We start from the raw sequence: 20,914 nt of genomic DNA on the forward strand, positions 1-20,914 counted from the left end.
GCCGCGCTCCACTTCGTTGCGCTCGCAAGGACAACCGATTAATGAAATTTCCCTTCGGGGTCGGGGAGCTTGGCCATGAGCTCGGTGAGGAAGGCGAAATCGAGGCTGGTGAGGCTGAGGCTCTGACCTTTGTGCACGGCCTGCCAGGCGGCGGGGTAGTCCTCCTGGAAGTAGCGAATGCGGGCCTGGGTTTGCCAAGCGCTGGCGCTGTTGGGGTCGGCGAGAAGGGCGCGCTGCACATACTCGTTGGCCTGGGTGAGGTTCTTTTTCTTTTTGGTTTGCTCGTAGTGGCCCAGCACGGTGTTGGCGGCGTCGATGAGCAGCGGGGCGTTGGTGGGCGCCACGGCCAGGCCTTGCAATACCAACTGCTGCACGGCCTCGGGCGAACTGTCGGGGCGGCGGCTCAGTAGCACGGCCAGGCCCTGGTAGGGCTCGGGGTTGGCAGGGTCGAGCACCCAGGCCAGGTTGAAGCGCACGATGGCCGTATCGGGCTGGTTTTCATTCAGGTACTCGTAGCCCTTCTTGCTGAAAAACTTGCTGGCCTCGGGCCGCGAAGGGAAGCTGCGGTCCACGTCGGCCAGCACGGCGGGGCCTACCAGCTGCTGCGCCTGCGCCGCCGACACACCGCCAAACAGCGGCTGCAGCCGCTGCGGGCCGCTGGCCGGGGGGGTAGGGGCACCCCGGCGGCTCTTCTGAGCCTGGACGGGCAGGCCAAGCGTAGCGCCCAGCAAAACAAGAAACGCGCCGCGCCGAACGCGGGGAGTTAGCCAAAAAAACACGCTGCGAAGGAGTTGAAAAGTTCGGTGAAAGAAAAAGCGACCAAGTCAGGTTTGGGCAAAAATAACCCTGCCTCGGCAAAATGCCGGGGTAATGATTTCCTAACCAACTAGTAACCGAAGCACTGCCTACCAAAGGCGGGTATCGGTGATGCCGGGCGGCAGCGGGGGCATGGTGCCCAGGCCAAGCACGCACCAGCCTTCGCTGACGCCAAACGCGCCGCCGGGCATCACGTAGCTCGCCCAGCGCAGCAGCGTCTGGCCGCTGTAAGTACTGGTATCCGGGTCGTATTCCCGGATTAAGAGCGCGTCGCCGACCTGGAAATCATGGTCGTTTTCGCGCACGTCGAAGGGTTTGGTGCCGGCCGCTACGGCCGTGAAGCAGGGCGTCCAGAGTTGCAGCTCATGGGTGCGGGTGCGGGCAGTGGTAACGGTTGACATGGGGGAAGTGGAGTAGCGTTGCATAGGGAAATGGGCCGGTTAAAAGTGGCCGAATACTGTAATTTACGAAGAAAACGCGACAGTCTCCATTTCCGTGCCGCTCTGCCTCAACCCCACGGCCCGCGCCAGCGTAGGCGCGGGGCTGCTTACCTCCTCCTTATGAAGTATACTTTTCGCCGGCTGGCTCTACCCCCGCTGGGCCTTTTGCTGGCCGCCATTGTCGTGCTGCTGGCCAATGAATGGGCTATGGCCCGCGCCAGCCACCGCATTGCCGACGTGCCCTACGTGACCGCTTCCGCCCCCGATTTTGACGCCAAGCGCCACCTGCTCGACATCTATCAGCCCAAAAAGGAGGCCGCGCCGCGCCCGGTGGTGCTATTCATCCACGGTGGCAACTGGAACAGCGGTAGCAAAGACGACATTCTGTACAAAACCATCGGGCGCCGCTTGGCTAAGCAGGGTTTTGTGGGGGTAGTGATTAGCTACCGACTGGCGCCGCAGGTGCTGGTGCCTCAGCAGGCCGGCGACTGCGCCCGCGCCCTGGCCTGGACGGTGGCGCACATCAAGGACTACGGCGGCGACCCGGCGCGTATTGTGCTCATGGGCCACTCGGCGGGCGGCGGGCTGGCCGCGCTGCTGGCCACCGGCTCCGATACGCTGCTGGCCCGCCACGCCCTACCCCACGCCGTGCTGCTCGACGACCCCGCCGGCCTCGACATGCTCGACTACCTCACCAAGATGGAATATCCCAACGACGCGCAGTATCTCGTGCCCTTCAGCAAAGACCCGGCGGTGTGGCGGCAGGCCTCGGCCCTGTACCACATGCGCGCCGGCGCGCCGCCGTTTAGCCTCTACATCGGCGGCGACACTTACCCCAGCATCAAGAGCAGCAGCGAGAAATTTCGGCAGCGCATGAAGCAGCTGGGTCAGGAGCCGAAGTACGTGGTAGAGCCCGGCAAGAAGCACATTCCGATGGTGTTGCAGCTTTTTTGGAGTAGTAACATGCTGTACAAGGAGCTGCACCGGCTGGCTGAGTGAGGCAGAATCCTGGGCCTTGCTAACAGGTGGAGCTGGCCATTACTGCTTATTCATTTTTGCTACTTCCTCCAAGGTCAGTAGTTGGTAGGTAACACCCAACAAGACGGCATTTTCCTCGACCGTTGTACTAAATCCGGCCTGCTTGCGGCGCTGATTTACCTGCGTGGGGTTCTGAATGGGCCAGATAAAGGGGGGCTGATTGTTGAAATTGACGGCCTGCGTGCCGTAAAGCTGTTCTTTGCCCTCGGTCCGCAGCTGGCGGTCCAGCATGGTGGCGTAGCGAGTAAACGGCAGCTCGCCCTTCTCTGCGGCCCGCTGCATTAGCGGCAAGTAGTGGGAGATAACTCTAGGGGCGTGCTGAATAACGCTCCACGCAGCTTGGTTGGTCGGCTCGCCCACTAGCGACTTGCCAGGGTAGCCATACCGCTGCAAGATGACTTCCACGCGTGCCAGATTGATTAAGTCAGTACGCTGCATCTGGCGCATGATGGCGGCATTAAGCTCCGATTTTGGAACGCCCAGCGCGGTTGCCAAGGAATCAGGGTTGCGATTAATCCGTGGATCAAAAAGCATAGCCCTGTAGCGCTGGTCTACTTCGTAAAGGCTGTCAAGCTCGTGCTTAAGTCGAAAGTTGAGTTTCGTTTGAGCCGCCGCTGGTAGGGCTAACGAGCTGATTGCCGCTATACAAATGAAGTGCTTCATGCGCGCAATATAGATAAGCATGCCTATAAAAAAGGTGCCGAACCGCCTGTTGGCAGTCCGGCACCCGTTGCTTCATGTAAAAGACTGGCTTACTGGGCCATTGGGTACGTCACGCCCATGTTCGCGAACATGAAGGCCCACTTATCGGTCTGCTCGGCAATGACCTGGGCGGTGCTGCGGCCCGCGCCGTGGCCGGCCTTGGTTTCGATGCGGATGAGCACCGGGGCCGGGCCCTGCTGGTCTTCCTGCAGGCGCGAAGCAAACTTGAAGGAGTGCGCCGGCACCACGCGGTCGTCGTGGTCGGCGGTGGTGATGAGCGTGGCGGGGTAGGCGGCCGGCTTCAGGGCGTGGTAGGGCGAGTACTTGTAGAGGTACTGAAACATCTCGGGCGAGTCCTGGGCGGTGCCGTAGTCGTAGGCCCAGCCCGCACCGGCCGTAAACTGGTTGTAGCGCAGCATGTCCATCACGCCCACGGCCGGGAAGGCCACCTGGCAGAGGTCGGGCCGCTGGCTCATGGTAGCCCCGATGAGCAGGCCGCCGTTGGAGGCGCCCGAAATGGCAAGGTGGTTGGTGTCGGTGTACTTATTGCTCTTGAGGTACTCGGCGGCGGCGATGAAATCGTCGAACACGTTTTGCTTCTTGAGCTTGATGCCGGCATTGTGCCAGCTTTCGCCGTACTCGCCGCCGCCGCGCAGGTTGGGCACGGCGTAAATGCCGCCATTCTCCAGCAAAATGATGTTGCTGGTGCTGAAGCCCGGCGTCATGCTGGCGTTGAAGCCACCGTAGGCGTAGAGCAGGGTAGGGTTCTTGCCGTTCAGCACCATACCCTTCTTGTAGGTGATGAGCATCGGGATGCGCGTGCCGTCCTTGGAGGTGTAAAATACTTGCTTCGACTCGTACTTGCTGGGGTCGAACTGTACGCCGGCCTTCTTGTACACCGTGGAGGTGCTGCTGGCCAGGTCGTACTTGAAAATGGTGGGCGGGTAGGTGTAGGAGGTGAACGTGTAGTACGTCTCCTTGTCGAGCTTTTTGCCGCCAAAGCCGCTGGCCGCGCCTACCCCCGGCAGCTGAATGGTGCGCAGCTTCTTGCCCATCAGGTCATATTCTTCCACCAAGGAGGTGGCGTCTTTGAGGTAGGTGGCGAAAATCTTGCCGCCCACCGTGCTGATATCCAGCACGTTCTTGGTTTCCGGGATGAGGTCCTTCCAATTAGCTTGTTTGGGCGCGGTAGCGTCCACGGTCACGAGCCGGTAGTTGGGGGCCTTGTAGTTGGTTTGCAGGTAAAGCTTGCTACCCACGTTGTCCACCACCTGGTTGATGCTTTTATCGTCGGGCACCACGTTCACGATGGCGCTGCCGGGCTTGCTCAGGTCTTGCAGGTAAAGCTCGTTGCCGGTGGTAGTATTGGCCGCCGAAACGACCAGAAATCGCTCGTCCTCCGTCAGGTAAGCGCGCACGTAGCGATAGGGCTGCTTCTCGCCGCCAAAGATGAGCTTATCGGTGCTTTGCGGCGTGCCCAGCTTGTGGTAGTAGAGCTTGTGAATCTGGGTTTTACCCGCCAGCTGGCTGCCGGCCTTGGGCTTGTCGTAGCTGCTGTAGTAGAAGCCCGCGTTGCCCTTCCAGGCCAGGCCCGAAAACTTTACATCCTTGAGCGTGTCGCCCACGATGGACTTATCGGCCGTTTTCAGCACAATCACCTTGCGCCAGTCCGAGCCGCCCTCCGAAATCTGGTAGGCCGCCAGGCTGCCGTCGTGGGTAAAATCGATGCCCGCCAGCGAAGTCGTGCCGTCCTTCGAGAAAGTATTGGGGTCCAGAAACACTTCCGGCGCGGCCGTGCCCAGCTGCCGGTACATCACGTACTGGCTTTGCAGGCCGGTATTTTTGGAGAAATACGTGTACTTGCCCTCCTTCTGCGGGGCGGTGTATTTCTCGTAGTTCCAGAGCTTGGTGAGGCGCTCGCGGATGGCCTCGCGGTACGGAATCTTGCCCAGGTAGTCCTGCGTTACCTTGTTTTCGGCCTGCACCCAGTCCTTGGTATCGGCGGCCTGGTCGTTTTCGAGCCAGCGGTAGGGGTCAGCCACCTTGGTGCCAAAGTAGTTGGTGGTAGTGTCCACCTTCCGCGTCTGGGGGTAGGGTAGGGGCTTGATGGCGGCCACTGTCTGCGCCATCGCTGGGCCCGCCGCCAGCAGTGCAGCTAGGAGTATAGGTAGATTTTTCATGAGAAAAGGAAGGATAAGGTTCGCAAAGTAAGCACGTTGTCCGTGATAGGAAACAAAAAAGAACGTCAGGCTGAACTTGTCGAAGCATCTCTGCCGCTGCGTTGGATTACAAATCCCAGCGGCGCGGTAGAGATGCTTCGACAAGCTCAGCCTGACGTTCTCTTATTATTGAAAGCCTGCTTACCGCTACCCAAAGAGGGCGCCCTGCTGCTCGGGTTGCTCAAAGGCCAGCAGCCAGCGCTTGCGCAGCAGCCCACCCGCGTAGCCCGTGAGCGAGCCGTCGGCACCCACCACGCGGTGGCAGGGCCACACAATAGTCAGCGGGTTCTGGCCATTGGCGGCGCCCACGGCCCGCACCGATTTCGGGTTGTTGAGGAGCTGGGCCACGTCGAGGTACGAGGCCGTGCGGCCGTGCCCAATGCCCGCCAGCGCCGCCCACACCTGCCGCTGAAACGCGGTGCCCGTGAGGGGCGCGCAGGCCAGGTCGAAGTCGCGCAGCTCGCGGTTAAAGTAGGCTTTGAGTTGGCGGTAAGGCTCTTGGAGGCACTCGGCCAGGTCGGCCGGCGCGGTGGGGGTAGGCGCCTCGTGGTCGATGAACTGCACGGCGTGCAGCCCGGCATCGGAGCCGTGCAGGGCCAGCATGCCAATGGGTGAGTAGAGATGGGCAGTTGCTAGCATAGGGCAGGGGTAGGGCGACGACCCGCAAGGTAAGAAGGGCAGAAAAAAAAGAGCGTCAGGCTGCGCGGGGCACATTCTGACGCTCTTTTTTTTCGATTATTGCCCTACCCCATCAAAAAAACCTGGCGCTGGGCCTGCGGCCCGGCCTGGGGTAGAGCTACTTGCACACGCGCTTTGGTGCTGGCCCGGGGTGGCGGGGCGGGCCAGGCCAGCGGGTGCGCTAGCGGACCGGGATGCGCGCGACCTCCATCAAGTCGGGCGTTTCGCGCACGATGCGCAGAGCAGTGCCGCGCAAGGCCACCCGCAGCGCCTGCCGCCGCGTGAGCCGTCCGCGCACCGCCTGCACGGGCACGTTCATCAGCGACCGGTCGGGGTTGCGGATGTAGCAGCCCGTGGCATGAGCGATGGCATAAGCCGTCTTGTCGAAGCGCTGGGCGGGCAGGTTGTAAACCACCTGCTGGTCGCACCGGCCCAGCTGAATGCGCGCCTTAATCGGCCGCTGTTGGGCCGGGTGCTGGGTGCTGGCTAAGCCGGAAGCAGCCGGGGTAGCCGCGGCAAGCAGGTGAGCAAGGACTCTTAAGCAGGAAACAACATAAGTAGAAAGCATGCGTGAAAGTAACTACTCGGCGCTATTCTGGCAGTAGCTCCCAGCCGTGCAACTGCCGCTGGCTCTCGCAAGCAAATGCCAGTAGCCAGCCTCAGGCATAGGAAACTACTTTAATAAGCCAGTAGTGGCTGCTGGCGCGGCCGGGCTGGGGGCTGCGCTGCCTGCACTAGGGCCTGCGCACGCAGCAGGGCCTCGGCGCTGGCGTGGTGCAGGTGGCGGCGGGGCGGGCCGTCGGGGATAAGCTCGGCATCCCAGAGGCCCGAGCGGTGCCACTGGTCGAGGTGGTCCCAGTCGGGGCGGTCGATGATGGGGTAGAGGCACACGCCCAGCAGCGGCAGGCCGGCGCGCAGCGCCTGAGCGCACTCGCGGCCAATCATGTCCCACCACAGAGGGCGGTCTACGCCGGGGTGGCTGGTTTCGGTAACTACGAAGGGGCGTTTGTAGCGCTTGTGCGCCTGGGCCAGCAGCTCGCTCAGGGGTACCCAGCGGGGGTCCAGCACCGGGTCGTTCCAGCCCAGGTGGCGGTGGGGGTGCAGCTGCCACTGGTTGTCGTAGTAGTAGTTGAAGCCCACAATGTCGAGCAGGCTTTCGTGGCCGCCCAGCTCGGGGCACATCCGGCCCGCAAGAATGTCGGTGGCCTGAAACTGATTGATGTGCGCCCGGCGCGCTTCGCGCCGGTGGCTTTCCCAGGGGTTGGGTGGCGCTACGATGTTGATGAGCGGCTCGGTGCTGAGAAAGCGGATGCTGGGGTCGGCCTCGCGCAGGGCCCAGCTGCCCTCGATGTAGGCGCGCATCAGCCCCAATTTCACTTCCCAGCCCTGGCCCACGCAGTAGGGCGAGGTGCCGCGGGCGTCGCCGCCGAGCCACGACATAAAGCTGACCTCGTTAATGGGCGTGACGATAAGTGTGCCCTCGGGCCGCTCGGAACGGTAAAAATCCACAAAGGCGCGGCAGAGCGCGGCAAAGCGCCGGGCAAACATGGGGTGCAGCGGCGTGAGGTCGTCGGGGTAGCCAAAGTGGCACAAGTCCCACACCTGCTGAATGCCGTGGCGCTCGCCGGCTTTGAGCATCGTTTTCACGGTGCTGAAATCGTAGTGGTAGGGCGTTTTCTCAATCATGGCCCACCGAATGCCTTCGCGCACGGTCTTCACGTTGAACTGCCCCAGGTCGCGGTAGTCGGCATCGAGCAGCTGCAGGTGGCCGGTGAGGGGTAGGAAATCGACCCGGTTGCCAAAGGCATTGAGCTGGTCGGTGCATTCGTAGCCGCCCCACCAAAAGGAGTCGAACGGCGTTTCAGTTAGTGTGTTTTTCATAGTTTTCATACTTTAGAGTTCCTGGTTTCCAGTTGTCGCTCAAACCAGAAGCCAGAAAGCTTATACCCTGCCGGTCAAAGACTTGGCCTCGATAAAAATGCGCTTAAACTCGGGGTGGCTGGCGCGCACGGCATCCTGCACGGCCACCACGGCCTGCTCGACCTCGGTGGCCGTGAGGTGGTCTTCAAAGTCTACATCGAGGGCCAGGATAACGTCGTCGGGGCCAAGGTACATGGTCAGCGGCTGGCGCACCTGTACCACGCCCGGCGTGAGGCGGGCGGCGTGCTTCAGCTCTTTAAGGGTGATATCGCTCACGCCTTCGCCCACTATCAGCGCCTTGGTGCGCATGACGAGGAGAATGGCCACCGCCGTTAGTAGCAGCCCAATGAGAATGGACGCCGCCCCATCGAGGTACGGATTGGCGAGCCAATGACCCAGAAAAACACCTATCAGCGCGATAAACAGGCCCGCCACGGCGGCCCCGTTCTCAAACACGGAGGCGAAGATGGCCGGGTCGCGGCTGGTGCGTAGCGTGCGCCAGAAGCTGTGGCCCGGCATCTGCCGCTCTAGCAGCGCCTTCACGGCCACCCAGGCCGAGGCCCCCTCAAACACGATGGACAGCCCCAGCACCACGTAGTTCCAGAGTGGGTCGGTGAGCGGCTCGGGATGCTGCATGTGCTTGATGCCCTCGTAAAAGGACATGCCGCCGCCGATGGCAAACACCAGCACGGCCACAATCAAGGCCCAGAAATACAGCTCTTTGCCGTGGCCAAAGGGGTGCTGGTCGTCGGCGGGGCGCTGGCTGCGGTGCATGCCGTAGAGCAGCAGCCCCCCGTTGCCGGTATCGACCAGCGAGTGAATGCCCTCGGAGAGCATGGCCGACGAGCCGGTAAAATAAGCCGCCACGAATTTGCTGATGGCAATGGCCACGTTGGCCGCCATGCCACCGTAGAGCGCGAGTTTGGAAGAGGATGCTGACATAGGAAGCTAGGGTTTACGCGCCCGGCCGGGTGGGGTTGGCTAAGCGCTGCCAGCGGGTGGGGTAGGGGCACCCAAAATCTACCTAGAATTAGGTATTGCCTGGCGGACCTGCCCGGATGGACTTTTGCTGAAGCGCTGCGCAACAAGCTAATCCTGGCGCATGGTAAGAATTTGAGGATTAGCGGGTTGTTTTTAAAGACGAATAGCCCAGCCGTTGGCCTCACCTCACGCCCTGCCCCATGCGCTACCTCCTGCTTTTTGGTTGGCTCTGGCTGCTGCCACTGGGGGCCGCGCGGGCCCGGCCGCCTACCCCCCCGCCCGACACGCTGCGGCTGCAAGCCAGCAACGACGGCCCCTGGAGTCCCTACTTCGCCTACTGCTTTGACCCCGGCGCGCAGCCCTTGCGCGGCGGCCGGGCGGCGGCGCTGTGGGCGGCTGGGCGCTTCCGGCCGATGCCGCCGGGGCGGGTGTTTCAGGCGGGCTTCACCCGCGACCGGCTGTGGCTGCGCGCCACGGTGGTGAACACGCTGCCCCAGCGCACGCGCTTCGTGTGGAGCCTGTATGCGTTTGTAGACAGCGCGGCGCTGTTTGTGCAGCCCGGCGGGCGGGGGCCGGCGCGCTTCGAGGTGGGCACCAGCGGCCGGGTGGTGGCGGCGGCGCGGGGCTTTCCGGCGCGGGCCAGCTGCCTGCCGTTCTGGCTGGAGGCCCACGCCCAGGCCGTGGTGTACCTGGCCGTCGAAAACCACACCGGTGCCACCTACCTGCCCACCGACCTCACCACGGTCGAAGACTTTCTGGCCTACGAGCAGGCGTTTTTCTTTACTAAAAGATGGACCTGGCTGCTGGGCCTGTACCTGGGTAGCGGCCTGCTCAACCTGGTGCTGTTCGCGTTTCTGCGCGACCGCCTGCACCTGTGGTACGGGGCGTATATCCTGTTCGGTACCTGGTTTTTGTTGATGGAGGACGGCCTCGATGCCTGGCTGCTGCCGCAGCCGCTCTATACGCTGGGCTGGCGGCTGGGGCAATATAGCCTGCTGCTGCTGGCGCTGGCCTGCCAGCTGCGGGTGCTGAGCCGGTTTATGCGCCTGTGCCAGGGCTGGCCGCGCCTGCACCGCCTCAGCTGGGGCCTGAGTGGCCTGGCTGCCCTGGCCGCGCTGACCTACGGGCTGCTGGCCGAGCGCGCCCGGCGGGCCGGCGGCGGCTTGCTACCAGCCCTCAACGGCAGCCGTGAAGTCATACTGTGGCTGGTGCTGGTGGGCGGCGGCCTGCTGCTGCTGGCCGTGGGCTGGCGGGGCCGCCGGGTGCAGCGGCGGCTGGCAGCCTACTACGGCTTCCCCTACGCATGCTTTTTTCTGGGCAGCCTCAATTTTCTGCTCAATCGCTCGGGCATGGTCAACATTCACCTCATGAACCCCAACGCCCTGGCCTGGGGCCTGGCCCTGGAGCTGGTGCTGCTGAGTGTGCTGCTCACGGCCCGCTTCCGGCAGGCGCAGCGCCAGAATGCCGACCAGCGCCTGCGCCGCCTGCACGAGCGGGCCACCGCCGGCCAGCACCTCATCGGGGCCCAGGATGAGGAGCGCGAGGCCCTGGCCCGCGAGCTGCACGACGCGCTGGCCCCCGGCCTCACGGCCCTGCACCTGGCCTGGCAGGGCCGGGCCGTGCGTGAAGCACTGGCCCACGGCCCGCCCGCCCTCGCCGAGGCTCACGCCCACAGCGCGGCCCTGCTGCGCCAGCTGCGCTACGACGTGCGCACCCTCAGCCACGCGCTGCTGCCTACCCCCCCCGGCGCGCCCCTACCCCTGCCCGACGCCGTAACGCTGCTGGCCGAAACCCTGAGCCTGCCCGACGAGGGCCCGCTCGTGACCAGCCACTGCGATGCCGCCGCCGCCGCCCTACCCCTGCCCGTGCAGCAGGCCGCCTACCGCATTGTGGCCGAGCTGCTGCACAATGCCCTGCGCCACGCCCAGGCCCGCCACGTGCAGGTGGCCGTGCGCCGCCTACCCACCACCCTGCGCCTCACGGTGGAAGACGATGGCCGGGGCTTCGACCCGCTGGCGCCCCTACCCCCCCGCGGCGGGCTGGGGCTGCGCGGGGTGCAGGCCCGCACGGGCTACCTGCGCGGCCAGGTGCAGGTGCGCAGCCAGCCCGGCCAGGGCACCAGCATCACGGTCGAGTTGCCAGTTTGAAACAGGTTTTTTCACTGCGTAAGGAGCAAGTTGTCATTGCCGCGCTGCGCTCGCAATGACAACTTGCTCACTGCTCACTGCTCACTGCTCACTGCTCACTGCTCACTGCTCACTGCTCACTGCTCACTGCTCACTGCTCACTGCTCACTGCTCATTACTTATGCCGTGCCGCCTACTACTCGTCGATGACCACCCGGCCCTTACGCGGGGGCTGGCCGCGCTTTTCAGCCAGGAGCCCGACCTGGAGGTGTGCGGGCAGTTTGCCAATGGCGAGGCGCTGCTGGGGCACCTGGAGGCCAGCCCTACCCCCCCCGCCAACCTGCTGCTGCTCGACCTGCACCTGCCCCCACCCCACGACGGCCTGAGCCTGCTGCCGCAGCTGCGCCGCCAGTGGCCGGGGCTGCGGGTGCTGGTGTTTAGCAGCGCTACCTCGCCCATGCTGGTGGCGCAGGTGGCGGCGGCGGGCGCGCAGGGCTTTCTGGATAAGTCGGCCGAGGCGGGGGCGCTGCTGGCCGCCATTCGGGCCGTGCATACGGGGCAGCTGGTGTTTCCGGCGCGGGTGCGGGTGCACGCGCCGGTATCTGGCCCGCCCGCCGAGCCGGGGCAGATAGATGCCGAGGCGCTGCTGCGCCTGCGCCAGCTTTCGGCCCGCGAGCGCGAAATAATTGGCCTGGTGCGCGAAGGCCTCTCGACCCGCGCCATCGCCGCCCGGCTGTCCTTGGCCGAGTTCACGGTGAGCACCCACCGCCGCAACCTGATGCAGAAGCTGGGCGTGCACGGCCTAGCCGAGCTAGTGCGCTTTGCCCACGAGCACGGGCTGTGAGTACGGGCAGCCGCAAGTTCTGTTTCTTCGCGAAATAGCCTGCGCAAAAAGAACGCTGTGACGAGCCTACCGACTTCCTGTACTCTAACAAACAGGTGGGCCAGCCGCTTGATTCCTCTCTTTTATATGGGATAATAGCAAGAATGAAATTACCTAAAACTGGGTATTGTAACTAGTTGAGAAGTGAGAGAGCTTTGTAGTGGAGGTCAGGCTATCACCTAGCCAGCCCCCACCTACGCTCTCTTTCCTGAACTATGAAAACAAGCAGTACCCCTTGCCGGGGCTGGGTAGCGGCGTGCCTGCTACCCGGCCTTTGGCTTGTGCTGGGCGCCGTGCAGCCAGCGGCGGCGCAGGGTTGGCTGGGCCTGGCCCAGAGCAACTACGGCGGCACCAACAGCGCCTACCTCAACCCCAGCGCCTTGGCCGACTCGCGCCTAAGCGCCTACCTGAACCTGGGCGGCGCCGGCGCCAGTTTCTACAATACTTACCTGCAGCTAAACCTGCCCCAGAAGCCTTGGGAGGCGGGTTTCTCTTTTCAGAAAGAGTATCTTACGGAGCAGGAGGGCAGCGGCGGCCCGCAGCACGCCAGCGCTACCGCCGAGGTGCGCCTACCCTCCCTGATGCTGGCGCTGGGGCCGCGCTCGGCCGTGGCCTTTAGCAGCCGGGTGCGGGGCTTTGTGCAGGCCAGCGGCGTGAGCTACAACCTGGCCCGGCTGGCGCGCTACGGCCTGGGCGAGGCCGACCAGCTGGGCCTGGCCAACCAGCTGCTCACCGACAACAGCTTCAACCTGGAAACCAGCGCCTACCATGAGTTTGCCCTCACCTATGCCCGCACGTTCACCCCCAATACTACCCACTTCTTCAAGGGCGGCCTCACGCTGAAATACCTGGTGGGGCTGGGCGGCGGCTACGTGCGCAACGACGGCACACAGTTTAAGGTGCTGAATGATAACAGTATTGAGCTGCAAAGCCGCCAGCTTAGCTACGGCCTCACCGACTTCCGGCTGTATGGGCAAAATGACTTCACGCTGGGCTCGCTCTACGGCGGGCAGCAGCTGGGCCGCGGCTACGGCGCCGACCTGGGCCTGACCTACGAGTGGCGGCCCAACTACCAGCGCTACAACTACCGCATGGACGGGCAGGACCGCCCCGACGACAGCCAGAACAAGTACCGCCTGCGCCTGGGCCTGGCCCTCACCGACCTCGGGGCCCTGGCCTACAACAACAGCCAGCGCGTGCGCCAGGGCCAGCTGGCCAATACGGCCACGGTGCGCCTAAGTCAGCTCGATACGCTCACCTTCAACACCTTGCAGTCGGTGGAGAATACGGCCCAGCGCCTGGTGGGCCTCAGCAGCACGAGCCGCGAGTTCACGACCTACCTGCCAGCAGCCCTGCGCCTCACCGCCGACTACCAAGTGGCCGGCCACCTCTACGCCAGCCTGCTCTGGACGCAGAGCCTGCTACCGACGCGCACCCTGGGCAGCCACACGCCCAGCCTGCTGGCCCTCACGCCGCGCCTCGAATTCAGCCGGGCCGAGCTGGCCCTGCCGCTGGTGTGGGCCAATGGCTACCGGCAGCTGCAAGTGGGCGCCATGGTGCGGCTGGGCCCGCTGGTGCTGGGCTCCGATAACTTGGGCGGCCTGCTGGGCTTGTCGTCGGCCACCGGGGCCGATGTGTATTTTGGGCTGGCGCTGGCCCTGCGCCGCCACCGCCGCCCCGATAAAGACGGCGATGGCGTGAGCAACCGCTACGACAAGTGCCCCAAGGAAAAAGGTACCTGGGCCACCTACGGCTGCCCCGTGCCCCCGCCGCCCAGCGCGCCGGCCGAGGCTGGGCCGCCTACCCCCCCGCCGCTGCCCGAAGCCGCGCCAGCGCCCAGCGAAACGCCGCCCGCGCCGGCAGCGCCCGCCGCCGCGCCGCCTACCCCCGCATCCAACCCCAATTAGCTGACTACTACTACTACTACTACGCTGCCTTTCCGCTACTCACACTCTTTCCGTCTTTTGTTATGAACAAATTTCTAACCCTCGTTTTTCTGGGTCTGCTGCTAGTCATCCTGCGCTTTTCGACCCAAACCACCAGCCGTGAAAGTGCGGCCCAGCCCACGGTGCCGGCTAGCTACGCCGGCCTACCCCCCTCAGAGGACGGCAACGCCCTGAGTAACCACCAGAGCGGCCGCATGCTGGTCGCTGCCCAGCAGTAGTATTTACAGCTGGCCTTGGTATGCCAGGCGTTGCTTCTGCGCCGGCCATAGTGCTGCGTTTGCGCGCATTCTTCGGTTGCACACTGGTAGCCACCGATTCCCCCAGACGCAAAAAACCCGGAAAACTGCTTTCACGACGTGAGAAGCGGTTTTCCGGGTGCTCCGGTTAGGGAAGTATGAGCCGATTATTGGACTCGAACCAACGACCTGCTCATTACGAATGAGCTGCTCTACCAGCTGAGCTAAATCGGCATTCTTCCCAACGCCTGGTGTCGTTGGGGCTGCAAATATACTATGCCGCGCCACTTCGCGCAACATTTTGCGCAACCCCACCGGGCCAACTGCGTCTGAGAGCGGATAACCGCTGCTCTTATTCAAGCACCCATGAAACTTCTTCCTTCCCTCGCCGCTGGCTTTGCCGGGGCCGTTGTCCTCACCACGCTGCACGAAACGGTTCGCCGCCTGCGCCCCCAGGATGCGCCCCGTATGGACGTGCTTGGCGAGCGCGGCCTGCGCAAAATCCTGCGGCTCGAAGACCTGCCCCAGCCCGACCACGGCACCCTCTATTCGGCTACTATGCTCGGCGATGTGCTTAGCAATGGCTTGTATTACACGCTGGTAGGTAGTGGCAAGCATAGCCTGGGCCGGGGCGCCGTGCTGGGCGCGCTGGCTGGAGTAGGGGGGGTAGTGCTGCCCGGCTCCATGGGCCTGGGCACCGCGCCCAGCAACCGCACGCCCCAAACGCAGGCCATGACAGTGGCCTGGTACACCGTGGGTGGCCTGGTAGCCGGCCTGGTGGCCCAGGCCCTGCGCCAGCGCCGCAAATAGCCCGTGCCGCCCGCTACTGGCTGAGCCGGCTACCCCCCGCCTCCACGATGAGCGTAGCCACGCGGCCTACTACCAGCGCCTGGTTATCAGCCTCGTGGCCCACCGGAAAGCCGTAGCCCACCGGAAAGCTGTAGCGCTGAGCGTAGTGGTCGATTACCTCGTAGGCCGTTTGGCCGAAGGGCACGGCGTTGTCTTTCATATCCGAAAAATGACCCACTACCAGCCCGGCCAGCCCGGTTAGCTGCTCGCTGCGGTGCAGGTGCAGCAGCATCCGGTCGAGGTGGTAGAGGTATTCGTCGAGGTCTTCTAGAAACAGGATGCGGCCCGCGAAGCTGGCCTGCGAGGCGGTGCCGGTGCTGGTGTGCAGCAGGCTCAGGTTGCCGCCCACCAGCTCGCCGGTGGCCGTGCCGGGCCGGTTGAGGGGGTAGGGCGCCGCCTGGCAGTCCAGCGACTGGCCAAACAGCGCCCGGCGTAGGCTTTCTACGGCTGCCTCGCCGCCGGCCTGCCCGTATAGCACCGGCATCACGCCATGAATGCTTTGGTAGCCCAGGCGCAGCAAGTGGCTGTTGAGCACGGTGATATCCGAAAAGCCGGCCACCCACTTGGGATGCTCGGCAAAGTGACGAAAGTCGAGCGCATCGACCAGGCGGGCGGTGCCGTAGCCGCCCCGCGCGCACAAAATGGCCCGAATGGTCGGGTCGTCGAGCTGGCGCTGAAAGTCGCGCCGCCGCAGCTCATCGGTACCGGCAAACTGGTGGTGCGCCGCGTCGATGCTTTCGCCCAGCACCACGTCGAGGCCCCAGCCGCGCAGCGTGGCCACGGCCAGCTCCACTTCGGCGGCGCTGATTTTGCGGGCTGGGGCTACCAGCGCCACGCGCTGGCCGGGCCGGAGAAAAGGAGGAGCAAGGGTAGCCATACGGTAGGCCGGCCAGCGGCCGTGATTGGTCGATTTTTCACAAAGAAACCACTGCCCAGGCACTAACTTACACTGCCGGCCGCCGTTGCCACGTTGGGGCGCGTGCCGGGTGCCAGTCCATCTGTACGCTAAAGCTGACTACCTATGAAACCACTTTTCCGCATCCTGGCCACCCTGCTTTTACTGGCGGCTCCGAGCCTGGCCTCGGCGCAGTTGGCGCCCATCGACACCACCGGCGGGCGCTACTACCGCCCGGTTTTTGCCGCGGTCACGGTCACGAAAGATGTGGCCTACGGCGCGGCAACCACCTACCTGGGCACTACCCAGCAGCTGCTGCTCGACCTCTACCAACCCACCGGCGACACGGTGAAGCGCCGGCCGCTCATCATTTTTGCGCACCAGGGCGGTTTCGTAACCGGCTCGCGCATTGATGATTATATGGTCAGTATCTGCACACGCATGGCCCGCCTGGGCTACGTTGCGGCCAGCATCGAGTACCGGCTGGGCTTTCCGCTCACCGGCATAGCCCGGCCCGCCGATACGGTGGGGGTAGCGCAGGCGGCCATCCGGGCCATGCAGGATATGCGCGCCGCCGTGCGCTTCTTCCGCCAAGATGCGGCCACCGCCAAAGCCTACCGCGTGCACAGCAGCTACATTGTGGTGGGCGGCTCGTCGGCCGGGGCCTTTGCCGCGCTCGAAACCGGCTACCTCGACAAAGCCAGCGAAGTGCCCGCCTACGTGGGCCTGGCCGCGCTGGGCGGTATCGAGGGCAATGGCGGCAATGCCGCTTACAGCAGCGCCGTGGCCGCCGTGCTCAACCTGAGTGGCGCCACCGAAAACCCCAGTATCATCGAGGCCGGTAACGCGCCGCTGTGCAGCGTGCACGGCACCTTTGACGCCACGGTGCCCTATCTGCAAGGCAAAATCGGCTCGCTCCTACCCCCCAAGTACGTGTACGGCAGCGGCCGCCTCAATCCCCGCGCCACGGCCGTGGGCATTCGCAACACGCTGCGCACGTTCAAGGGCGCCGGCCACATCCCGTTTGAAAGCAACGCCAGCTACGCCGACACTACCTTTTGGACCATCCGCGATTTTTTGCGGCCGATTTTACGGCTCACCGGCACCGCGCTGGCGGCGCGCCCAGCCAGCGCAGCCGCGCCCATTGCCCAAGCCTACCCCCTGCCGGCCCGCGACTACGTGCAGCTGGCCCTACCCCCCACCTGGCGCGAGCTGGGCCCCGCCGACCTGCTCGATATGACGGGCCGCGTGGTGCGCCGCCTCGCGCCTACCGCCCAAAGCTGGCAGGTGCCGCGCGGGGCGCTGGCGGCCGGCATCTACTCGCTGCGCTTCGCCGGGCAGGCGCCGGTGCGCGTTGTATTTGAGTAAGCAAGGGGGGGAGGCGCTGCATTAGGCTAATGTAGTATTAGCTTGATTTTAAGCTGGATAAACGACGACGCGACTGCCCGTAGGCTTGCATAAGCCTGCGGGCAGTCGCGTTTTTTTGGCTTTATTGCCTTTTTTTTCCTTCAGGATGTAACCCCTGTAAACTTGCTGGTTGTTTAACTATTCCGTGAAAGGCTCTGAGCTTTAGTGAACGCCCGGCCGAGCACTACCAGCAGATAACGGCCGCCATGCAAGGGGCGCCAACCGCCATGCGGCAGTCAGTAGTGAGCTATTAGTCAGAATAATCTCTAGCTGCTAACAGATGCGGCGGTATAGTGACTATTGCGTTCTGCAATGAAACAGCCGTCGTAACCAATTGGGCATGAGTAGGTGCTGGCCGAAGGGGGTAGGACACAGCAACTCGGAGCCTAAAAGTAAGATTTACAGTACCAAATCGTAGAAAATCGCCATTATGGATAGTTTGCTGCCAGTCAAGACTTTGTAGTAAGAAAGCGTTAAGCTATAAGGTGAAATGATATTTTATTAGTAACAATTAAGGAAAATTTAAGAAAAAAATGTGCAGCATGGATGAGAAAGGAACAAGGGGCCCTTCTACTTTAGGGCTTTCGCTTTACCCATACTTCATTCATTTTCACCAACTCACATTTGCATGAAAAGAAAATTACTTCTGACCTGGCTGCTGCTGGCCACGTTGCTGCAGGTGGCACTAGCCCAAACACGGGCGGTGTCGGGCCGGGTTACGGACCAGAAAACCGGCGAAGGTCTACCGGGAGTTACGGTGCTCGTGAAGGGCACTACGAATGGTACTTCTACCGACGCTGACGGCTCGTTTACGTTGGCCGTGCCCCAGGCCGGGGCTACGCTGATATTCTCCTCCATAGGTATGAACAGCGTGGAGCGGCCCGTGGGCAGCGAAACGACCTTTAAAGTGGCGATGAGCCAGAACTCGCGCGAGCTGAGCGAGGTAGTGGTGACGGCCCTCGGCATTGAGAAGGACAAGCGCACGCTGGGCTACGCTACCCAGGAAATTCAGGGCGGCGCAGTGGCCCAGAAGTCGGAGCCCAACGTGCTGAACGCCCTGCAGGGCAAGGTATCGGGCGTGAACATCACCGGGGCCAGCGGCCTAGCCGGCACGTCTACCAACATCAACATCCGGGGCATTACCTCGCTCACGGGCAGCAACCAGCCGCTGTTCGTGGTGGATGGCATTCCGGTGAGTAACGACACTGACCGCACCAACGGCGGCGCGGCCGGCACGCTCTACGGTGCCCAAACCGCCAACCGCGCGGCCGACATCGACCCCAACAACATCGCCAATATCAGCATCCTGAAGGGCCCGGCCGCTGCCGCGCTCTACGGCTCGCGCGCCTCGTCGGGCGCCATCCTGATTACGACCAAGTCGGGCGCCAACGTGAACAAGAAGCTGGAGGTAGTAATAACTACCGGCTATAACTTCCAAAGCGTGATGGGCTTGCCTGATTTTCAAAATGACTATGGCCAGGGCACGGGTGGCACCAATACCACTGCCAGCGGCGCCGGTAATATCCTGACGGGTAGCACCAACTCGTGGGGCCCGCGCTTCGGCACTACCCCCACTCGCGCCAACGGCTTGCTGCTGGCCGATAATAGCACGTTGCCCTACCAGGCCTACCCAGATAATATCAAGAACTTCTACAAGACGGGTAGCCTCTGGACCAATGGCGTGCAGCTGGCCGGCAACAACGGTACGTCGAACTTCTCGCTCAACATCAACAGCACGACCCAGAAGGGCATCGTAGAATCGTCGAACCTGCAGCGCACCAACGTGCAGCTGGGCGGCGGCACCACGCTGCAGAATAAAATCCGCCTCACGGGCTCGGTCAACTTCTCGCAAACCGACCAGCTGGCGCCGCAGACCGGCAACGGGGGTAGCGCCTTCGGCACGCTCTCGTCAGTACCGCGCAGCTTCGACCTGCAGGGCCAGCCCTACCAGACGGCCACCGGAGGCAACTTGTTTTTCTCAGGCCTCGATAATCCCAACTGGAATCTGCAGAATAACAATACGTCCAGCAACGTCACGCGCTTCATCAACGTGGCCAGCATTGGCTACGACTTCTTTCCGTGGCTGAGCGTAACGTACCGGGCCGGCCTCGATACCTACACCGACCGCCGCAAGCAGATTGCCGCCATCACGTCGTCGCGTAACCCAACGGGCCTGATTTTCCAGGATAATATCCAGTACGCCGAGTTTACCGGTGACCTGCTGATTACGGCCAAGAAGGAGAATATCTTCTTGGATAAGCTGAACGCTACCCTGCTCGTGGGCCAGCAAACCAACCAGCGCAAGCGCAACGAGCAGTACGTGTCGGCGGCTACGCTTTCGCAGCCCGGCTTCTACAACACCATCAACGCGGCCAACTTTACGGGTAGCGGCGAAACCAACTACACGCGCCGCCTGCTGGGCTACTACGCCGACCTGTCGCTGGCCTACAACAACTACCTGTTCCTAGAAGGTACGGCGCGCGTTGACCGCTCCTCGACCCTGCCCACCACCAACAACACCTACCTCTACCCCTCGGTGTCGGCCGGCTTCGTGTTTACCGATGCCTTTAACATCGACTCGGATTTCTTCTCTTATGGTAAGATTCGGGGCAACGTGGCGCGGGTAGGCCGCGACGCGGACCCCTACGTGCTCGACACGTACTATGTATCGGGCGGCCAGGGCAACAACGTGGCCAACGTTACTTTCCCCTTCAACGGGGTGGTAGGCTTCCGGCCCAGCGCCACCATCGGCGGCGGCCAAACGCTGAAGCCGGAGTTTACCAAGTCGGCCGAAGTGGGCCTGAACCTGGGCTTCTTTAACAACCGCCTGACCCTGGACGCTACCTACTTCAAAACGGTTAGCTCGAACCAGATTCTGCCCGTGACGCTGCCCGGCACCACCGGCTACACCAGCTTCTACACCAACGCCGGCCAGCTCGACAACAAAGGCATCGAGCTGCTGGCTACCCTCTCGGCGGTACGCGCTACCTCGGGCTTCACCTGGGATATCTCGGCCAACTACACCCGCATTCGCAACATGGTAGTGTCGATTTATCCGGGCGTTACCAGCTCTACCATTCCGGGCAGCTCGTTCATCGGCTCGGTGCCTTCCTACGTGGTGGGCCAGCCCTACGGCGTTATTCTGGGTCAGAAGAAGGCTACCGCTCCCGACGGCCAGTACCTCATCAACCCCCGCACTGGCCTCTGGGCAACGGAGCTTAGCTCGCAGGTAACTGCCAACCCCAACGCCGACTGGCAGGGTGGCATCACCAACACTCTGGCTTACAAGGGGATTACGCTCTCCTTCCTGGTTGATGCCATCGTGGGCGGCGACATTCTGTCCTTTACCCAAGCGGCGTACAAGTCGGCCGGTATGCTGGCCGAAACCGGCGTATCCCGCGACCAGCCGCGCATTATTCCGGGCGTAATTCAGAATGCCGACGGTACCTACCGCCAGAACAACATCCAGGTTGACGCCCAAAGCTACTGGAGCAACCAGGGCCTGCAAAGCGACCTCAATGTCTTCGACGGTACGCACTTCACCATGCGTGAAGTATCGCTGGGCTACAACCTGCCCACCGGCCTGCTGACCCACACGCCTTTCGGCAGCGCTTCCTTCACGCTATCGGGCCGCAACCTCTTTTACTACGCCCCCAACGCCAACTTCTTCCCCGAAGTGAACACCCAGGGCGCCGGCAACATCCGCAGCCTCGACCTGCAGGGCCCGCCCAGCGTGCGCAGCTATGGCGCCTACCTGCGGTTCACTTTCTAATCGGCT

17 protein-coding genes and 1 tRNA gene are annotated in these 20,914 nt (G+C 63.2%); 8 read left to right on the forward strand and 10 right to left on the reverse strand.

All coding sequences use genetic code 11. From position 1 onward, the window contains the following. Positions 1-38: 38 nt before the first annotated feature. Positions 39-779 (reverse strand): lipopolysaccharide assembly protein LapB, encoded by a 741-nt coding sequence (locus E4631_RS09085; RefSeq protein WP_166647963.1) that lies wholly within the window; start codon positions 777-779, stop codon positions 39-41. A gap of 126 nt (positions 780-905) precedes the next feature. After that, positions 906-1,217: an ASCH/PUA domain-containing protein gene (locus E4631_RS09090; protein WP_166647962.1), complete on the reverse strand. Its 312-nt coding sequence runs from the start codon at positions 1,215-1,217 to the stop codon at positions 906-908. A gap of 159 nt (positions 1,218-1,376) precedes the next feature. Here E4631_RS09090 and E4631_RS09095 point away from each other — a divergent pair, with 159 nt between their 5' ends. Beyond that, on the forward strand, positions 1,377-2,255 hold the full coding sequence (locus E4631_RS09095; RefSeq protein WP_133656152.1) for an alpha/beta hydrolase: 879 nt from the start codon (positions 1,377-1,379) through the stop codon (positions 2,253-2,255). Positions 2,256-2,294: 39 nt separating this feature from the next. Here the strand turns inward: E4631_RS09095 and E4631_RS09100 are convergent, their stop codons facing one another. From E4631_RS09100 to E4631_RS09125, 6 genes are all read right to left on the reverse strand, one after another. Continuing rightward, positions 2,295-2,957, reverse strand: coding sequence for a DUF6624 domain-containing protein (locus E4631_RS09100; RefSeq protein ID WP_135318600.1), 663 nt, complete (start codon positions 2,955-2,957; stop codon positions 2,295-2,297). An 89-nt stretch (positions 2,958-3,046) separates the two neighbouring features. Continuing rightward, positions 3,047-5,176 carry a prolyl oligopeptidase family protein gene (locus tag E4631_RS09105; RefSeq protein WP_133656150.1) on the reverse strand — a complete coding sequence of 710 codons (2,130 nt, stop codon included), beginning with the start codon at positions 5,174-5,176 and terminating at the stop codon, positions 3,047-3,049. A 186-nt stretch (positions 5,177-5,362) separates the two neighbouring features. Beyond that, on the reverse strand, positions 5,363-5,854 hold the full coding sequence (locus tag E4631_RS26760; RefSeq protein ID WP_133656149.1) for a methylated-DNA--[protein]-cysteine S-methyltransferase: 492 nt from the start codon (positions 5,852-5,854) through the stop codon (positions 5,363-5,365). Positions 5,855-6,074: 220 nt separating this feature from the next. Continuing rightward, positions 6,075-6,461 (reverse strand): hypothetical protein, encoded by a 387-nt coding sequence (locus E4631_RS09115; RefSeq protein ID WP_133656148.1) that lies wholly within the window; start codon positions 6,459-6,461, stop codon positions 6,075-6,077. Between the two features lie 110 nt (positions 6,462-6,571). Then, positions 6,572-7,774 (reverse strand): amine oxidase, encoded by a 1,203-nt coding sequence (locus tag E4631_RS09120; RefSeq protein ID WP_133656147.1) that lies wholly within the window; start codon positions 7,772-7,774, stop codon positions 6,572-6,574. A gap of 60 nt (positions 7,775-7,834) precedes the next feature. Then, positions 7,835-8,755, reverse strand: coding sequence for a cation diffusion facilitator family transporter (locus tag E4631_RS09125; RefSeq protein WP_133656146.1), 921 nt, complete (start codon positions 8,753-8,755; stop codon positions 7,835-7,837). Between the two features lie 239 nt (positions 8,756-8,994). Here E4631_RS09125 and E4631_RS09130 point away from each other — a divergent pair, with 239 nt between their 5' ends. From E4631_RS09130 to E4631_RS09145, 4 genes are all read left to right on the forward strand, one after another. After that, the gene (locus E4631_RS09130) at positions 8,995-10,941 is read left to right on the forward strand and encodes a 7TM diverse intracellular signaling domain-containing protein (RefSeq protein WP_133656145.1); all 1,947 of its coding nucleotides are present in this window, start codon (positions 8,995-8,997) and stop codon (positions 10,939-10,941) included. A 160-nt stretch (positions 10,942-11,101) separates the two neighbouring features. Next, positions 11,102-11,764: a response regulator transcription factor gene (locus E4631_RS09135; protein WP_166647961.1), complete on the forward strand. Its 663-nt coding sequence runs from the start codon at positions 11,102-11,104 to the stop codon at positions 11,762-11,764. Positions 11,765-12,018: 254 nt separating this feature from the next. Continuing rightward, the gene (locus tag E4631_RS09140; protein ID WP_133656143.1) at positions 12,019-13,710 is read left to right on the forward strand and encodes a DUF5723 family protein; all 1,692 of its coding nucleotides are present in this window, start codon (positions 12,019-12,021) and stop codon (positions 13,708-13,710) included. A 62-nt stretch (positions 13,711-13,772) separates the two neighbouring features. Further along, positions 13,773-13,967, forward strand: coding sequence for a hypothetical protein (locus E4631_RS09145; RefSeq protein WP_133656142.1), 195 nt, complete (start codon positions 13,773-13,775; stop codon positions 13,965-13,967). Between the two features lie 179 nt (positions 13,968-14,146). Here the strand turns inward: E4631_RS09145 and E4631_RS09150 are convergent. After that, positions 14,147-14,219, reverse strand: a tRNA-Thr gene (locus tag E4631_RS09150). A 132-nt stretch (positions 14,220-14,351) separates the two neighbouring features. Between E4631_RS09150 and E4631_RS09155 the strand changes: the two genes are divergently transcribed. After that, positions 14,352-14,795: a hypothetical protein gene (locus E4631_RS09155; protein WP_133656141.1), complete on the forward strand. Its 444-nt coding sequence runs from the start codon at positions 14,352-14,354 to the stop codon at positions 14,793-14,795. A gap of 13 nt (positions 14,796-14,808) precedes the next feature. Here E4631_RS09155 and E4631_RS09160 read toward each other — a convergent pair whose 3' ends face one another. Beyond that, a complete protein-coding gene (locus E4631_RS09160; protein WP_133656140.1) occupies positions 14,809-15,711 on the reverse strand; it encodes an LD-carboxypeptidase in 903 nt (300 codons plus the stop codon). A 144-nt stretch (positions 15,712-15,855) separates the two neighbouring features. On the opposite strand from E4631_RS09160, the gene E4631_RS09165 reads away from it, so the two are divergent. Then, the gene (locus E4631_RS09165) at positions 15,856-17,097 is read left to right on the forward strand and encodes an alpha/beta hydrolase (protein WP_133656139.1); all 1,242 of its coding nucleotides are present in this window, start codon (positions 15,856-15,858) and stop codon (positions 17,095-17,097) included. Positions 17,098-17,764: 667 nt separating this feature from the next. After that, positions 17,765-20,908, forward strand: a complete 3,144-nt coding sequence (locus E4631_RS09170) for a SusC/RagA family TonB-linked outer membrane protein (protein ID WP_133656138.1) — start codon at positions 17,765-17,767, stop codon at positions 20,906-20,908. Positions 20,909-20,914 lie beyond the last annotated feature (6 nt).

Source organism: Hymenobacter sp. UV11 (assembly GCF_004684095.1).
Taxonomy (GTDB): Bacteria; Bacteroidota; Bacteroidia; order Cytophagales; family Hymenobacteraceae; genus Hymenobacter.

Excerpts from the sequence above, each read along its gene's own strand:
- E4631_RS09090 (WP_166647962.1), bottom strand. The coding sequence starts at position 1,217 with ATGTCAACCGTTACCACTGCCCGCACCCGCACCCATGAGCTGCAACTC.
- E4631_RS09095 (WP_133656152.1), top strand. The coding sequence starts at position 1,377 with ATGAAGTATACTTTTCGCCGGCTGGCTCTACCCCCGCTGGGCCTTTTG.
- E4631_RS09100 (WP_135318600.1), bottom strand. The coding sequence starts at position 2,957 with ATGAAGCACTTCATTTGTATAGCGGCAATCAGCTCGTTAGCCCTACCA.
- E4631_RS09105 (WP_133656150.1), bottom strand. The coding sequence starts at position 5,176 with ATGAAAAATCTACCTATACTCCTAGCTGCACTGCTGGCGGCGGGCCCA.
- E4631_RS26760 (WP_133656149.1), bottom strand. The coding sequence starts at position 5,854 with ATGCTAGCAACTGCCCATCTCTACTCACCCATTGGCATGCTGGCCCTG.
- E4631_RS09115 (WP_133656148.1), bottom strand. The coding sequence starts at position 6,461 with ATGCTTTCTACTTATGTTGTTTCCTGCTTAAGAGTCCTTGCTCACCTG.
- E4631_RS09120 (WP_133656147.1), bottom strand. The coding sequence starts at position 7,774 with ATGAAAAACACACTAACTGAAACGCCGTTCGACTCCTTTTGGTGGGGC.
- E4631_RS09125 (WP_133656146.1), bottom strand. The coding sequence starts at position 8,755 with ATGTCAGCATCCTCTTCCAAACTCGCGCTCTACGGTGGCATGGCGGCC.
- E4631_RS09130 (WP_133656145.1), top strand. The coding sequence starts at position 8,995 with ATGCGCTACCTCCTGCTTTTTGGTTGGCTCTGGCTGCTGCCACTGGGG.
- E4631_RS09135 (WP_166647961.1), top strand. The coding sequence starts at position 11,102 with ATGCCGTGCCGCCTACTACTCGTCGATGACCACCCGGCCCTTACGCGG.
- E4631_RS09140 (WP_133656143.1), top strand. The coding sequence starts at position 12,019 with ATGAAAACAAGCAGTACCCCTTGCCGGGGCTGGGTAGCGGCGTGCCTG.
- E4631_RS09145 (WP_133656142.1), top strand. The coding sequence starts at position 13,773 with ATGAACAAATTTCTAACCCTCGTTTTTCTGGGTCTGCTGCTAGTCATC.
- E4631_RS09155 (WP_133656141.1), top strand. The coding sequence starts at position 14,352 with ATGAAACTTCTTCCTTCCCTCGCCGCTGGCTTTGCCGGGGCCGTTGTC.
- E4631_RS09160 (WP_133656140.1), bottom strand. The coding sequence starts at position 15,711 with ATGGCTACCCTTGCTCCTCCTTTTCTCCGGCCCGGCCAGCGCGTGGCG.
- E4631_RS09165 (WP_133656139.1), top strand. The coding sequence starts at position 15,856 with ATGAAACCACTTTTCCGCATCCTGGCCACCCTGCTTTTACTGGCGGCT.
- E4631_RS09170 (WP_133656138.1), top strand. The coding sequence starts at position 17,765 with ATGAAAAGAAAATTACTTCTGACCTGGCTGCTGCTGGCCACGTTGCTG.